The sequence below is a fragment of the Paenibacillus sp. 01T47 genome, assembly GCF_056398245.1.
Map to the genome: position 1 here is coordinate 65,757 of NZ_JBFTPA010000002.1, position 15,440 is coordinate 81,196.

The following is a 15,440-nucleotide window of genomic DNA, read 5'->3' on the forward strand; positions in this document are numbered from 1 at the left end:
GTAAAAGCTTTTACACTATATACAACGAAGTTGAAAATTTTTATTCTCAGGTTTAGATTAATTATATTTTTAGGCCATTTATAATAAAAAAAGTCGATTCCTTAATCGTACAGGAAATCGACTTTTTATGATTGATTTTTTATGAGTCTGCTTTCGAAAATATGGCAATCGGCTTCTTATCCGTAGCTTCTACTACACGCTGCTCAAATGTAGGGCCTGCTTCTGAATAGGAATCATATTCAATAATGCCTACATTCAGCATTCTGAACTTCTTTCTCATAACCTGATAGAACGTCGAATCATGTGTTGAGATAATAAATTGTTTATGATTTTGCAATTTGGAATCAGCTAAATTACGTATAAGATCAATTAATGCAGCTACATTCAAGTCATCCATGCTTTGTACAGGGTCATCCATTGCGACAAAGGACAGTGGGGACCAAGATTGCGTAAGCGCCATGGCCAAAAAGAATGAAATCGCAGTGGCATTCACCTGGGCTGCGCTAAATATGTACGAGGGATTTGCTTCTTGGTGGCCAAGGGCCGCATCTTCTCTCGTCATCACTTTGAGAAATAAGCGATTGCTGTTGAATTTTTTCCCCGTATCATAATCGATCTCGGTAAATACGGGATGAGAGTTGATTCTGACAAAGATGGAACGCATAGTGTTGAACATTTGATCCATGACTCGTTCATTCAAGCCGCGAATGGCATCTGGCACGGCCTGCTCGGCATCCTTTAGAGCGGCAACCATGTCTTCGATGGTTCGAAGACCTTCTTCCACTCGTTCTATGACCTTATGCTTGGCAGTTATTTGTTGTTGTAATTGTTCGAGCAGGGCGAGATCCGCGTTTGCTCGGAAAGCATCTAATAATTGTGTTGCTGCTCCGTGCTTACGAGTATTTTCGAGCAATGATTCTTCAATCAAACTAGCCTTTGCGTCTAACTGATCTGCAACTGCGCTCCAATCCGTTGTTTGAGCACTGGCACCAATAATTCCTTCTGCCGTTAGCTTACCTAGCCAAACAACGACATCATCTTGTAGATGCTTAAGTTCTCTCTCTTTGCTCTCCCTTGGCAGGGATGAGAACGATGTAGCGATCGTAATAAGCTGCTTGCGTAAATGATCTACTTGTTTATTACCTTCATCCAGCTTAGTCAGTAACTGCTCTTTCAGAGCTGGCGTATGAATAGGGATATCCAACTCATCAGCCAATGCTTTGAAATCATTGTAGCTCTTGTCCATTAACTGCATTTTTTTGTGCAAATCGTAGTGCTTTGCTTGTAAATCTGCCACTTGATCGAGCAATTGAGTATGCTGATCACTCCATTCCTGCATGGTGGCTTGAAGTATGATTAGACTTTCTTTAACATTCGCTTTTGCTTCAAACAGCTGGTCATTATAGATTTGTCGTTGTAATTCAAGCTCGAGGCTCTTCTTTTCTGCACGAGCTAGATCAGGATGAATGGCATCCATCTGTGCGCTGACGTAGTTCTGCAGGCGTAATGAATCAACATCTTCTATTCCACAGGCAGGGCAGCAATCTAGCTCTGGCTGTTCAATAGCAACCTGTAGAACATGCTTTAGAAAAGCTTTATGTTTCTTTTCATGAAGCACAAGCTGCTGTACAAATTCCAACTGCTGCTTGTGTAAACGATCAGCCTCCAAAAAAGCGTTTTCCAAATCTGTTTGTTCACGAAACCGCAGCTCTAACTCTCGTAATGAATGATAGAGTGCGAGTCGAGGAGTCTCCTCTAAGAGTGGATATGCTATGGCAAAGTTACCGCTCATCCCATCAAATTTTTTACGGTTGTTTGCCTGAAACCATAATTTTTTCACTTCATTTAACGCTTCTAATAAGTGATCGGCTCTATGCTGAATTGCCGTTGTTTGCTGCTGTAAATCCTCATTTAGCTGTTCGTTTTGAAGCTTGATCTGTTCGTTTTGCAAAAAACTATCTACTTCTTCATTGAGCCTTAGCAATTTTTGAATTGTATTTAAGTGTTCATCTCGCGTTTGAGTAAGATGATTTTCTCGTTCCCATTGCATCAGAAGCGGAAGCTTTTCCTGTAATGAGGTCATAGCATCTTTTGCTAGATCGAGCCGTCTGATTGTATCATTTTCTAAAAGATTTCGTTCCTGAACTAGAGCTTCTATTTGCTCCTCGGCTTCTTTGATCAATGAAATAACCTGATCTTCATCTTCTGAAACCGCTGCTTTTTGGAAGACAGCTTCATAGTTATGAAGTGCTGTTGACCATTGATTATTTCGTGATGCAGGCGAGAATTCTGAGATTTCCAGCTTAATGCCTTGAATACGGTGCTCCAGCGTTTCTTCCTCCGCAATCAGCTGCCCACGCTTTTGGCTAAATGCTAGTCTTCTTTCTTCCAGCTCCACCCTTGCTTTATGCACGAGTTCTCCATAGCTCGAAAAATGCTCTGTGCCGAAAATTCGGGAAACCGAATTGTAGCGATCCTTCTCCTTCATGCCTCTTAGGATGCCATTCATCCGTTCTTGACATAGAAGATGAGTAAGAAACAAGCTTTTGTTTAAATCCACTTTATCGAGCCATTCCGCGTGGACGAGCTTCTCTTTTAAAACGGCTTCTGCCTCCTTGGCAGGTACCTTCTCACCATTAATCTCAACTTCAAGCAAATGGGCTCCGCTATCTGTCCTTACATTCGTATTGGCGATCCCCGTACGTGTTACTGTAATTTGCATGTCTGAATTTCCTAGCTCAATGATTACTTTTGGAGCTCTATCCCCGGCAAAATGATTCCCAATGTATCGATATAATTTTCGTTCGGGGTCTTGCTCATAACGATAAATGCTACCGGTTAATCCCCATTCGATCGCGTCAAAAAAAGAGGTTTTTCCGTAACCATTTGGGCCATGTAAAATGACAATGCTTGTATTGGGAAATTCAAATCTTCGCTTCTCATTAAACCCGCGGAATGCTTCTATTGTGATTGCATTAATCCTCATGGCTGAGCACCTCAGCTAACACTGGAATATTTAAAGATGACAATAGCTTGTCCACAGACTGCTCATCAGCTTGAAACAAAGCTTTATTTAACTGGTCTTTCGTCGATTGTTGAACACAGGATTGCCATTGCTGGAGAAAATGCCGATCATGAAACCAAAGACGCTCGAGCTGGTGCTCGGGCAGCTTAGTTTGAAAGTCTAAAGGCAGTTTTTCAGCTAAACGATTTAAATCAGAGCTCGTGATGATTATCTTGCGAAAGAAAAAGCGGTTTGACTCGATGCGTTTTTTCAAAGCATTGCTTATTTCTTGCGAGTCTACAAAGAGGACTAAATACATGTCCCAACGCAAATCATCTAGTTCGCTGGGCAGCTGATTCTGTACCCGGTAAGCAAATTGATAAGCTGCTCGCTCCCAGTGGTTCTCGAGTGATGATGGAGAATCATAGGAAACGACTGCAAAAATTTGCTTCGCAGAAAAGTAAAGGGCATCTATATGCCTAATCGATACATTTGTTAACTTCTCAAGGTCAGATTGGTGGTCAAAAAAGTCAAATATCTGTTGCACCATTTTCAAATCACACTCCTTAGTCGCGTGCAAATTTCTTCATAACTCACTTCATGTCTAACTTGACGCAAGCAAGAGGAACAACTGATACTGACCGTTCCGGATAAGCGATTAGATTCTAAACCTTCGAAGATGGTTAACTTCGTGTCTTGAGCAAATTGTAGTAATATTTTGGAAAAGTCAGCTTTACGGCCATTGTTGCAATGCTCGCATAGGTTTTCTGGGTTGCCTTTTGCGAGTGATTCCGAATTAATATTTTCGAGCAGCAAGCGATACGGGAATAAATCCGAATGGTCTCTGGACTTCATATAAGATTGAAAAGAATTGGTGTAAAGTTTAGTCATAAATCCGATGACGACCTCAGGCATCGTTTCTTTAGCCTGTGAGTAGAGCATACGCACCCAGCGATCGGAATCCAGCTGAAGATTGGACAAATGAACCCATTCCTCAGGATCGATAAAGTTCCAATCGGGATATACCAAATTGACGAGCGCCAGCAGCTCCCACAGCTCGCGCAGGCCGGGTTCTCCTTCAGGAAGACGAATGTTTGCAAATTGGTACAGCTTTAGAAACAACTGTAATCTGCTTTCTTCCATCTCCTTCAGCTTTCGAAGAACATCATTCATAGAAGCAATAAGCTTTGTTCTTATTTCGTCATCATTTTTGAAACGTCGTATGAAGATGGTATCCAGTGCTTGTCGGTGAATCTCAAATTGATCGTTTAAGCGAGCCTGCATCTTAGATACATTAGCAGATCCTGCTGGCTTGTCCGACTGGTCTAAGGAAGTTGTAGGCTCTGGGCGGTGATCATGGATACCAAACGGTGGAGGATCAAAAGTGCCTAGTACGTCTAGTAATAGTCCTTTTAGAATATCGTAGTTTGTTGAGAGATGTCCTTGCAGCAGATCTAGAATGGTGCCATGATCACCGGGCAGAGACCTGGCAAGCGCGTACTTGGTTGAATGTCCCATAGTAGGAACAGCACTTCCCTCCTCGACTACGGTATCCTTGTCTCCGAAGCAGTAAATGGACGTGAAGAAGCTCTTAAGTTCTCCTTGAGCATCGAAAAAACTGCGGTTCATATCATCCAAAAAAGCGTTGTTTGAACGCAGCTGTTCGATTTGCTTATGATTCTGAAAGCGCTTTATTAAATGGTGAAATTCAGCGAATTTAGAGCCGTTATAAGGTGTTGCATAGCTAATAAAGCCACAGATCCGTTCTAATCCTTTTTTGCGATGCAAATATTCGTTGAGTAGGAATCGTTTACCGATTAATCCTCCCATACTGTGGCCAACGATAACAATTTTCTCATATTTTCTATAGGTATACCCATCCAAAATAGCCTTTAATTGAATAGCAAGCTGGTCTATGGACAGAGGACTTTTTTTACTGACACTAATTTTTTGACCTAAAACTTCAAACTCTCCTTCGATTCCAAAAATGCTGCTGATGAGCTTAGAGGTGTCATATGTAACGATACCAATATCCGTATCCGTGATGTCCGGATCTGATGCGATGAGCTCTGCCCAGTCCCTGCCTGGCTTTACCCACGTTTCAGGAGCGCCCAAACCATGAATCAGCAAGACAAGCATCTTGCCATTGCTTCCCGGTTTTCTCGGTTTCAGTTCGATCTGCATCGACATGTTCAGCTTCCCCTTTCTCCTAATGCTTTCCTATTATTTTATATCAAGCATATATGGTTTCCAAGGGTTGTACTACATGTTCTGGAAGATCTTTTTTTGTTATTTTCCATTTTATGAGTATTGTAATTGATTCGGATATGTGTATAATACAAGGTAATTGAATAAATGAAATGTTTTCTAGGGTTCCGCAGCATAACTGTTGGTCTGGTCCGAGAGAAAACTCACAGCGATGCTGTGTCACGGAAGGATAAAAGCCTGGGAGAAACTGTTAAACAGTTTACTCTTGGGCTTTTTTTTTATGTTTTTTGGCAACAATAAAATTGGAGGTGTATTTTGGTGAATTCGAATTGGATTAAAGTATTTATTGCCGCTTTTTTCGAGGTTTTTTGGGTGATTGGCTTAAAACACGCGGATGACTTCTGGACGTGGACAGGAACTGTTGTTTCTATTATTATCAGTTTCTATTTAATGATCGCTGCAGGCAAAAAACTGCCCGTCGGAACGGTATATGCTGTTTTTGTAGGAATGGGTACGGCAGGGACTGTTTTTTCCGAAATCATATTTTTTGGAGAACCATTTAAATGGACCAAAATGTTGTTGATTTTACTTTTATTAGCTGGAGTCATGGGCTTGAAATTAGTTACGAAGGATAAAGATCAGAAAGGAGCTGTATCCTAATGGCTTGGATTTCTCTTATATTTGCAGGATTGTTTGAAATGTTTGGTGTCGCCATGATAAATAAATTGCATAAGGATCGCAATTGGCAATCCGTTGTATTATTAACGATCGGATTTTTAGCAAGCTTCTTATTTCTTGCTTATTCCATGAAAACACTGCCTATGGGAACAACGTACGCCATTTGGACGGGGATTGGAGCGTCAGGTGGAGCTATATTGGGAATGCTATTATATGGAGAATCAAAAGACTGGAAAAGGGTTGTTTTTATAGCGATGGTATTAGGGTCAGCCGTAGGGTTGAAGCTTGTCTCTTAAAGGCTGTCATTAGATATGATCATTCGTGGAATTATTGCTACATTCTATTTATGGAAGGAACAGGCTCGTTAAGAGCCTGTTCCCTGCTTATTCAAACTCAAATCTTGTCTTACGTCTACCCCGCTGGACTCTCTGTCGTTTGCTGCTGATACACGACCGTTAACGTTTCCTTCAGAGAAAGGGCTAGTTCTTTCGCTTCTTGAGGGGTGTTGCCAACTGTAATGAAGTAACCCAATCGATCATCCGAGCTTTTTGCTTCGGAGACCAAATCTCCTTCAGTTACCGTGAGCTGTGCTCGGATAACATTTTCATTTAGTTCTAAACCGGCAAAGCCTTCAATCCCATCAAAAATACCCTCTCGATCGGCGGTCACATAAGCAATTGAAGCTGCACGGTTAAACCTTTTCTGAATATTGATCGGGTTGTTTAAATAATAGTTAACGGTTGCTTCAAATATATCGACACCGAACGCTTGCACTAATAAATCAGAAGAAATATTGTCGCCTCCTGGCCTGCCGTTCACCTCGATAATTCGTGGCCCCGTACTTGTAAGCTTCACTTCTACGTGACTTGGTCCATTTACTATCCCAATAGCTCTCAAAGCATCAGCAGCCGTACGAACGATGTGATCCTCATGCTCTACATGCACTGAAGTAGGTAATGTATGGAGGATTTCAACAAAATAAGGAAGCGGTGAGGTCAATTTTTCAGTAACGGCCGAGAAAATGGGCTCTCCATCTTTTACGAATAATTCGACACTAAATTCTGGACCATCCAAGTACTCTTCAATTAAATACTCATCGCGGACTTTAAAGTCCATATAAGTTACTTTAAACGCTGAGATCGCATCTATTGCATGTTTTAGTTCAATTTCATCGTTTATGAAATAAACATTTTGACTGCTTGCGCAATTAGTCGGTTTTAATACGATAGGAAATCCGATCTCTTCCGCAGCTGCTAATGCATCTTCGTAAGTTCTCACTTTTTTGAATTTTGCACTCGGAACTTGATGTTCATCATAAGCTTCTCTAGCCAAATCTTTGTTTCGCGACTTTAAAGCTGCTTCGTATGGTACTCCTCTAAGTCCAATCCGCTCTGCTACCTTCGCAGTTACGTGAGAGGCGTAATCCGTAGCAGGAATTAACGCATCCAGTTGATTCGCATAAGGTGAGCCAACAATCGCTTGGTAGAGTGAATCTTCATCTCGAATATCTGCAACAATTAGATCATGGTAAATGCCTTCATATCCATACTTTTGCGGATTTTCCGTGGAAGAAACGATGGAAATGACTTTATGTCCTTGTTCAAAAGCGACTCTCGCAAAACTAACGCCGTAGAAACTTGGTTCAACAAAAGCTACTGTTTTAATTGCTGTCATCTCTTTTTCCTCCTTTAATGGTTATGAAATAAGTGGTTCGCAATGCAAATTTCAAGCTTCCAGTGTGCTTTTTTGTGTCGCTTTACTATTCATCACAAAGAACACAATAAGTCCGATGAACATCAAGCCGCTCATACAGATAAAACCCGCGCCTGGAGAGAAACGATCAATGACAAGGCCAAGCCCTGTGGCGGACAAGGTCTGCAAGAGCAAGGAAATCGCCATCCAGACCGAAGTCGCTCGACCCATGTAGAATTTGGATACCGATTCCATCAGCGTCGTTGTCATCAAAATACGTAACGAAGAGTTCGTTAATCCGATCAACACGCTGCCAAGGTACAAAAGCAGAATCAAATGGTTAAACGCTACAGCCAGCAAGCTCAGCACGGATATCATAAAAAATAATAGTATCGTTCCATGTTGCGATATTTTCTTAGCTAAGGGTGCTGCAATAAATCCAGACAATAATCCACCAATGCCATAAAACATATCTGACAAACCGAATACAACGGAATCACCTTGCACCGTATTGCTCACATAGCCAGGAAGAACGACGTTGTAAATCATCGTAGAAACGAGTGGAATAATCGATACAATACCAAGCAAGAAAATAAATGGACGTTCCGCCAGATACGTTAGGCCATTCTTAAACGTTGCAAAAAAGGACTCTTTATCATTTTCAAAAGGGATAGGTGTATATTGAATCCGACTAAGGAAGAAGCTGCTCACTATAAAGGCGATCGCATTAAGAAGAAGAATGATCTCAAAACCAACGAATTTGTACAACACTCCTGAAAGTGCACCAGCCATAAACATCCCTACTTGCAAGCTGATTTCAATTAAGGAGTTTCCATTAATGAGATCTTTCTCCGATAGGATTTCCTGAACCAGACTTCGAGAAGCCGTCATATACACGGTCCAGCCCATCCCGTTAATAATGGCAAAGGCATAAAGATATTCAATTCGGAATCCCGTCCATACAAAAGCACCTGTTATGATTAACAAGGCGATCGCCCGAATGCCATTGGCCCATAAGATAATCGTTTTACGATTCCATTTATCAATTAGGGTGCCTACAAATGCGGAGATGAGAAAACCAGCAATAACATTTAAGGAAAGCATGAAACCTATGGCGGTAATCGAATTTGTCTGATCCATGAGATACCAGTTCGCACCAATCGTACTCATGCCTACGCCGAACCCGGAAATAATATCAGCGAAGGAATAATGGCGGAAGTTTCTTTGTTTAAGTACGCTAAAAACCATCCTTACCTCCTAGAATATTCTGGATTTGTTGTTGCAGTGGTTCAAACCCAAATCCTAAATAGTCTAGAACCTCAGCATGTGTACCGCCGTAGATCGGCCAGTTCTCACCGCAATGATGTGAGTGAACTTGATGCTTAGGCAATAATAAGGCTAGATAGGACGCCGTACCGCCGGTTGCTCTATGCTCCTCAACGACCAGAAATTGGTCAGCTAAACCGCTTAATTGTTGAATATAGGGTTTCAAGCTTTGAATGTCGACGTAACATAAATGCGCATGTACGATATCGTTGTCTTCTTGAACGATCCGCTTGCAAAGTTCTGTTGCTTGTTCACCCACGGAAATCAAGCATAGTTTGGATCGGGCAGTACGTGCGCCTCCTTCAACAATTAAGTTTCTGCAGCTCTCGTCCTCTGCTCGATCCAAGCTGTCAAAAGCATCATTTCTAGAAAGGCGAATATAATATGGCTCCTCTGATGCTGCTGCCTCACGTATTACTCTTCGTGTTTCCTGCTCACCATGAGGGCAGGCGATCCGTATCTTCTGAAACGATTGGAGGACTGCGATGTCCTCCAGTGCATGATGTGTCGTTCCAAACCAACCACCAGATACCCCTCCATACGCAGCTACAACCTTCACATTTTTCCCCATATACCCCATCGTCAGCTTGATGCTTTCAGCTGCTCGCAATGCTGCAAAGGAAGCAAAGGTTGAGAAGAATGGCACATAACCGGCTTCAGCAAGACCGGCTGCCATATCAATGCCAGCTAATTCTGCAATGCCTAGATTAAAAAAACGCTGGGGATGCTGCTGTCCAAAAGGATGATTTTTGCCTCCTAGATCTGCTTCAATACATACAATTTGGTCGTTGCTGGAAGCAAGCGTAGTCAGCTCATCTTTATAGGCATCTCTACCTGACTTCTTGGTCATGATAAATTCACCTTCCATTTATGAGCGAGCTTCTCCGGGATTTTAACATAATGCGCTTCGGGGTTTCCTTCAATCGCTGCAACACCTTTTCCTTTTATCGTATTGGCTAGGACGGCTACCGGTCTATCTGGATCCGGTTCAATTGCGGCAAGGATTTCTTTGAAATGATGGCCGTTGATTTCCTTGACAGCAAAGCCAAACGCTTCAAATCTTTGCCGGAGATTGCGAAGCGGTGATATGTCATGCACATAACCATCGTTTTGCCCTCCGTTGCAATCGACGATATATACAAAGTTAGTGATTGACTGGGCTTGGACAATCTGTGCGGTTTCCCAGCATAACCCTTCCTGCAGCTCCCCATCTCCACCGATCACAATCCCTAGACCATTCGTTTGTTTCATTTTTTGCGCCAGTGCCCAGCCTGCTGCGTACGGAATGCCATGCCCCAAACTGCCTGTAGCGAAGGGAATGCCTGACAGTTTATGATTAGGATGACCTGTGAACAAAGAGCCTGCTTTTCCATAGCTTTCCGCTGGGTTATCCTTGATAATCCCGTATACATGGAGCACGGCATATAATGCTGCTGCAGCATGCCCTTTGCTAAGAATGATGAGCGTATTGGGATCTTCAACATATTTCGAATACGCACCAATCAATAAGTCAATCGCAGAAAGACTTCCGCCGATATGGCATCCTGTAGGTGATGCAGCCATGTCAATGATCAATTTCCTCGCTTCTTTCGCCTTATCAACCAGCAGGGAAATTTCTTCCCTTTGAATATCGATTGCCAGCTCCATTTATTCCTCCAATCTCAGCCGAAACCATTCGTTTACAGCTTCTTTTAAAATCGTTCTGGTCTGCTCTACCTCACCATAATGTAAATATTCATCATTCGTATGATCCAAGCTGGAATCCCCGGGACCATAAGCTACCATAGGGACGGAATCCCAAGTTGTGGCCAGCGTATTCATGTCGCTCGTTCCACGTTTTTTGATATAGTGAATGGATTTCTCCTGCTTAGCGAAACTGCGAACAAAAGCTTTGACTAAGGAGCCTGTGCGAGAGTTCGAAAATCCTGGTGTTGCACGCAAGATGTCAACAGTCACATTTTCGCCAAATGACAAATCAATTTTTTTCCAATAATCGCTGCCTGCCGCAGGTGATATTCTAAAGTTTAACGTCCCTTTTACCGTCAAAAACCCTCGTTCATTCTGATGCTCGATATCAATTAATGAGGATAAGGATTGTGGATCGATATCACGTACGAGAACACGAATATCTGATACGACACTGTACAATTCGTCGATAACGCTCTGGCTATCTTTGGCTGCGGTATGCTCCTGCGCGCGATGAATAGTAATTTCCAGCTTAAAGAGACCGTAATAACCGAGGGTTAAGCTCTCTACCCCGCTCGGCTCCCCAATAATAACCGCATCCGCCTTGTAATGATCTCGAATATAATGAGCCCCTTTTGATGATGATATTTCTTCTTCGACAGCACCAATTACAAGTAAAGATCCCAGCTCTGGCACTTCAATTTCTTGCAGCATATGAATGAAATTTACAAAGCAGCCTTTAGCATCTACGATTCCCCTGCCCGTAATGCCATTGGAGTCGGATCGAACAGGCCAAACATGCGGAACCGTATCTATATGCCCTAATAAGAGCAGCGTATGGGGACCATTCCCTTTTCGGAAAACGATGTTCCCCGCGTGATCTATTTCCCCCGAAACCGAAGGCTGCTTTATCGTCTCTAATAAGTAGTGTGCAAGCACATGCTCATCTTGAGAGACCGAAGGAATACGCGCGACTTTATTCAATAAATCGAATGCGCCGAGCTTCCGATCCATGTTCCAAAACCACGTTTTACCGGGTGCTTCCAAGGTATGAGGACCGGATATATTCACATCACAGATGCCCTGCTGGATTGCTAATTGGGCTGCGCGCACTTTTTGCTTCATGCGCCCTTTTACAAAACTTAATTCATCATTCGTATAGACACTTTGTATCGTTGACTGTTTATCTTCAATATCTTCCAGTAAACCTGCAGTTCCAGTAACAAAGCGCAGGTGATGCGCTTCTAAGTCCACTGCTAAGTGAGCAGCGAGCACGTCTGCATCAATGTTTATGTACACATCCAGTTCTGGATCTACTATTGGTGGAGAAACACATACAACATCAAAGGCCTGTAAAGCAGATTTGAGAAATGCCACATGACTGCCCACGAAATGACCGAACAACGAATCACGGACAATAATTGATTTTTGATTCTTAATTACTTTAAGGGGTTTCGCTTTCTCGCCATAAACAAGACCTTGATCTCCACCAAGCTGTGAGTAGACAGTCAGACCGTATGCCTTCAGCTGTGTATGTATAGTGGGCAAAATAATCTCATGATAGGCTGCACGGATAAACGGCATCTCTTCGGGTGAACAGTACCGCACTTCATCCCCTGACGGCAATGTAAGAAAAGGCATCGCACGAGGAATGAATTCATATTTTTGCTTGATGGCTTCGGCACCGCCTGCCACAAGCAGCACTTGATTTCCTCGCTTTACGATACGATTAATTTCTTCGAAAATGTGAGGATGGTTTACAATCGTACTGCTCCCGAGTTTAATTACATATAAGCTGCCGCTGCTCATCAGGGCCACGCTCCCTCAAATTCAAATGTCAATCCCGCCTCCTCAGAATATCCAAAATAGTTGTTTGCTGCCTGTATGGCTTGCCCCGCAGCTCCTTTAATTAAATTATCGATGGTTGCGATGGAAACACAATTACGTCCATCCACATAAGCACCGATTTCTGCATAATTTGTTCCTACCACTGTTTTGATCATAGGTGAACCATTGCCCGAGTTAAAATAATGAAGAAATGGTTTGGATGAATACGTGCTGTAGAATGCTTTTTTTACATCTACCTCTGTTATATGCTCTTTGAGCAAGGAATACGAGGTTGTCATAATTCCTCGGGGAAGATCAAGACTATAGACCGAAAACTGCAAATCTACCGTTTGATTCAAATGATAGGATAATGCATGCACAACTTCGGGCTGATGTCGATGACCATGAACTTTATAAGCTCTGAAGTTATGTGAGCGCTCCGCATGATGTTCTGTTGTCGATTTTCCGCCGCCGCTGGAGCCCGTCTTGGCATCAGTGACTACACGTCCTTCAATTAAACCATGCGCCACAAGCGGATAAAGTGTGTACAGCGTCGCGACCGCCATACAGCCCGGAAGATTGACTACTTTTGCTTCAAGATTGATTTTGCTGAACTCTGGAATATAGTAGTGCCATCCGCCTTCGAATGCATTTTTTAATGTTTCTGGATAATGTTGATGCAATATATCGGGGTCGGATATGCGATAATCCCCGCTTAGATTAAAGATATAGTCTGTATGCTCTGCAACATGCTGGATGATCTTGGGCAAGGAGCCTGTGGGCAAACAGGAGAAGACCGCATCGTAATGACCGTCTAATTCTATTATTTTCTTGAACTTTAACGAGCTGTGCTTTTTCTTATGAATAGAACCGATATAGAACTTATCCACCGGGTATCCCGCCTTTGATTCGGAGGACACAAACTGAACTTCAAAATGCGGATGCTTATTTAACAGCCTGTATAACTCAGCGCCAGTGAACCCGCTGCCGCCTAGAATGGCTACTCGTTTCTTTTGTTGTTCTGTTGTACTCATCCTAATCTAGCGTCTCTTTCATACAGCACTTTAAGATCGCTGCCTCGCTCTACCAGATCACGAATAATGTGCGGGTTCGCATCGATTTTTTTGAAAGCTAAGGCGTAAGCTTGAATTCGCTCATATTCTATAGGCGTTCTTAATTCTCTGCATATCGTTAAGCTGTTTCTAAGCATCTTCAATGTTTCAGGGAAATGGTTCAAATCGTAACCAAAATCTTGACGGTCCGATAACGTAAACGGATAACCATTTCCAAAGCCTTTTCGATTTTTGAACGGCAGATGACCAGGTATCGGTACATTTTGCCACTCTCTAGCAAATACGCCTTCAGAATTAATGAGCTGCTGAACGGCATCTTTTACAAGATAATCCTCCAAGTCCTCAAGCCCAAGTCGCTCGGGTGAGAGTTTAACGCGATACATGTTATAGCTGTGCTTATACCCATCTGGTACGAACGGACCGCTAAACAGCTTTGTCTCTGAAAGCTCTTTCGTTAAATAAGCTGCATTCCGTGAACGAATGGCATCATAATAAGGAAGGCGGGAAAGCTGGCTCAAACCGAAAGCAGCTGCGATCCACGACATGCGGTAATCAATACCTGATGAATCAAGGAACGCGAGTGCGCGCTCATAATCCTCTTTTTCTTTGAAAAAAGCGATGCCTCCTTCCCCGCCTACAGGAAAGTTTTTGTCGGCCATTAAGCTTTGTCCTGCACTGTCTCCGATCGAACCGGCGAGCTGTTGATGAATCGATGCGGAATGTGCATGGGAGGCATCCTCCACTAGACGAAGGGAATACTTGTCAGTCAGATGTCTCAATGCAGTTAAATCAGCAGGCAGGCCATGTACATGCACGGGCATGATTGCCTTTGTCTTGTTCGTTATGGCTTGCTCTGCTTTTAGTGGATCCAAGCAATAGGTTATAGGGTCAATGTCCACAAAAATGGGGATCGCTTTCGCTGCAACAACGGCTTGAGCGGTTGCTATGAATGTAAATGCAGGAACGATTACCTCATCCCCGGGCTGTACACCTGCCCCAACTAATGCGAGGTGCAGGCTGGATGTACCGCTCGCTGTAGCAATCGCATAATTCGCCCCAACATAATTGCGATACGTTTCCTTGAACTCCTCGACAACTTGCTCTCCATCTTGCTGGATGGAGATAAGCATTTGGATGACATCTTCCTTCGTAATGATTGGGAAATTCGTCTTCCTTACATCCTCTGGAATAATCGATGGTCCTCCCAGAAAGGCTAATGGCGCTTGAACCCAATCGTCTGATGGCAGCGCTAACGGCTTGCGAATAAAATCCGACTTCATCATGATTGGTTCCTCCTTAAGAGTGTTAACTTCACACATGCTGCCACAAGCGGGCTAAGCCTGTAGTTGAACTGCAAGGCTGGCTGCAGGTCAGGTTCACTTTCTTCCTGTGTCCACATCGTTTGTAAATCAAAGGCACCAAAAATCTTCAAGCGTTCTGCTTTTTTCCAAATGTTCTCATCATTTGCTGCGATGGCAGCTACCGGACCAAAGCCTAATCCCGTAAAATCCAAAACGAGAACGGGAGCGCGGTCGCTGGCTTTAAAAATGATCTGATCCAACTGCTGAAGATTATCCCAATTAACTTCAACGGTCACATAAGCCTGCTTTATGTGTGGATCTGAAATGAGTGTGATACCTAACCAATGAATAAACTTTTTTTCCTGCTCACTTGGATGCTCCAGACTTGTAGAGGTATAGTACCCTAAGTCCTGTCCCCACAGCGCACCATGAATCGCACCCGTGTAACTATTAAATAAGGAGACATATTTCTTGTTGGTCAGCTTGGCTATCCCTTTCTCCAATCCTTTTAATTCAAGATCATTTTTTTCAATACTCATAATGACGCCTGAATTTAGTACTCTCGATAATACAAAAGACAATGAAAAATAGTTTTCTTTTTGGATGACAGCTTCTGGTTTCGTTAACGTTTCTCCCATTTCCTAT

At 42.9% G+C, this 15,440-nt stretch carries 13 protein-coding genes and 1 riboswitch; of the genes, 2 read left to right on the forward strand and 11 right to left on the reverse strand.

Annotation, left to right across the window (positions count from 1 at the left end; translation table 11 throughout):
- Positions 1–139: 139 nt before the first annotated feature.
- Genes AC1DOV_RS04240 through AC1DOV_RS04250 form a run of 3 tightly spaced genes read right to left on the reverse strand, consistent with a single transcriptional unit; the run spans position 140 to position 5,194 of the window.
- Positions 140–2,986, reverse strand: a complete 2,847-nt coding sequence (locus tag AC1DOV_RS04240; RefSeq protein WP_477549260.1) for an AAA family ATPase — start codon at positions 2,984–2,986, stop codon at positions 140–142.
- Positions 2,976–3,554, reverse strand: a complete 579-nt coding sequence (locus tag AC1DOV_RS04245; RefSeq protein ID WP_477549261.1) for an ABC-three component system middle component 1 — start codon at positions 3,552–3,554, stop codon at positions 2,976–2,978. Before AC1DOV_RS04245 ends, AC1DOV_RS04240 begins: the two co-directional genes overlap by 11 nt.
- A gap of 2 nt (positions 3,555–3,556) precedes the next feature.
- Entirely contained in the window at positions 3,557–5,194 is a 1,638-nt protein-coding gene (locus AC1DOV_RS04250; RefSeq protein WP_477549262.1) for an ABC-three component system protein, read from the reverse strand.
- Between the two features lie 166 nt (positions 5,195–5,360).
- Positions 5,361–5,458, forward strand: a riboswitch (guanidine-I (ykkC/yxkD leader).
- A gap of 72 nt (positions 5,459–5,530) precedes the next feature.
- Here AC1DOV_RS04250 and AC1DOV_RS04255 point away from each other — a divergent pair.
- Together AC1DOV_RS04255 and AC1DOV_RS04260 are read left to right on the forward strand one after the other, a co-directional pair.
- A complete protein-coding gene (locus tag AC1DOV_RS04255; RefSeq protein ID WP_477549263.1) occupies positions 5,531–5,872 on the forward strand; it encodes a DMT family transporter in 342 nt (113 codons plus the stop codon).
- A complete protein-coding gene (locus AC1DOV_RS04260; protein WP_076265992.1) occupies positions 5,872–6,186 on the forward strand; it encodes a DMT family transporter in 315 nt (104 codons plus the stop codon). Before AC1DOV_RS04255 ends, AC1DOV_RS04260 begins: the two co-directional genes overlap by 1 nt.
- 115 nt (positions 6,187–6,301) lie before the next feature.
- Here AC1DOV_RS04260 and AC1DOV_RS04265 read toward each other — a convergent pair whose 3' ends face one another.
- Genes AC1DOV_RS04265 through AC1DOV_RS04300 form a run of 8 tightly spaced genes read right to left on the reverse strand, consistent with a single transcriptional unit; the run spans position 6,302 to position 15,433 of the window.
- Positions 6,302–7,564, reverse strand: a complete 1,263-nt coding sequence (locus tag AC1DOV_RS04265) for an ATP-grasp domain-containing protein (RefSeq protein ID WP_477549264.1) — start codon at positions 7,562–7,564, stop codon at positions 6,302–6,304.
- A gap of 51 nt (positions 7,565–7,615) precedes the next feature.
- Positions 7,616–8,830 carry an MFS transporter gene (locus tag AC1DOV_RS04270; protein WP_477549265.1) on the reverse strand — a complete coding sequence of 405 codons (1,215 nt, stop codon included), beginning with the start codon at positions 8,828–8,830 and terminating at the stop codon, positions 7,616–7,618.
- Positions 8,820–9,758, reverse strand: coding sequence for a transketolase family protein (locus tag AC1DOV_RS04275; protein WP_477549266.1), 939 nt, complete (start codon positions 9,756–9,758; stop codon positions 8,820–8,822). Before AC1DOV_RS04275 ends, AC1DOV_RS04270 begins: the two co-directional genes overlap by 11 nt.
- Positions 9,755–10,555: a 1-deoxy-D-xylulose-5-phosphate synthase N-terminal domain-containing protein gene (locus AC1DOV_RS04280; protein ID WP_477549267.1), complete on the reverse strand. Its 801-nt coding sequence runs from the start codon at positions 10,553–10,555 to the stop codon at positions 9,755–9,757. Before AC1DOV_RS04280 ends, AC1DOV_RS04275 begins: the two co-directional genes overlap by 4 nt.
- Positions 10,556–12,403 carry a M20/M25/M40 family metallo-hydrolase gene (locus tag AC1DOV_RS04285; RefSeq protein ID WP_477549268.1) on the reverse strand — a complete coding sequence of 616 codons (1,848 nt, stop codon included), beginning with the start codon at positions 12,401–12,403 and terminating at the stop codon, positions 10,556–10,558.
- Positions 12,403–13,455 (reverse strand): N-acetyl-gamma-glutamyl-phosphate reductase, encoded by a 1,053-nt coding sequence (argC, locus tag AC1DOV_RS04290; RefSeq protein WP_477549269.1) that lies wholly within the window; start codon positions 13,453–13,455, stop codon positions 12,403–12,405. The genes AC1DOV_RS04285 and argC overlap by 1 nt, the downstream gene beginning before the upstream one ends.
- On the reverse strand, positions 13,452–14,777 hold the full coding sequence (locus tag AC1DOV_RS04295) for a DegT/DnrJ/EryC1/StrS aminotransferase family protein (RefSeq protein ID WP_477549270.1): 1,326 nt from the start codon (positions 14,775–14,777) through the stop codon (positions 13,452–13,454). Before AC1DOV_RS04295 ends, argC begins: the two co-directional genes overlap by 4 nt.
- Positions 14,774–15,433 (reverse strand): degT/DnrJ/EryC1/StrS aminotransferase, encoded by a 660-nt coding sequence (locus AC1DOV_RS04300; protein ID WP_477549271.1) that lies wholly within the window; start codon positions 15,431–15,433, stop codon positions 14,774–14,776. Before AC1DOV_RS04300 ends, AC1DOV_RS04295 begins: the two co-directional genes overlap by 4 nt.
- Positions 15,434–15,440 lie beyond the last annotated feature (7 nt).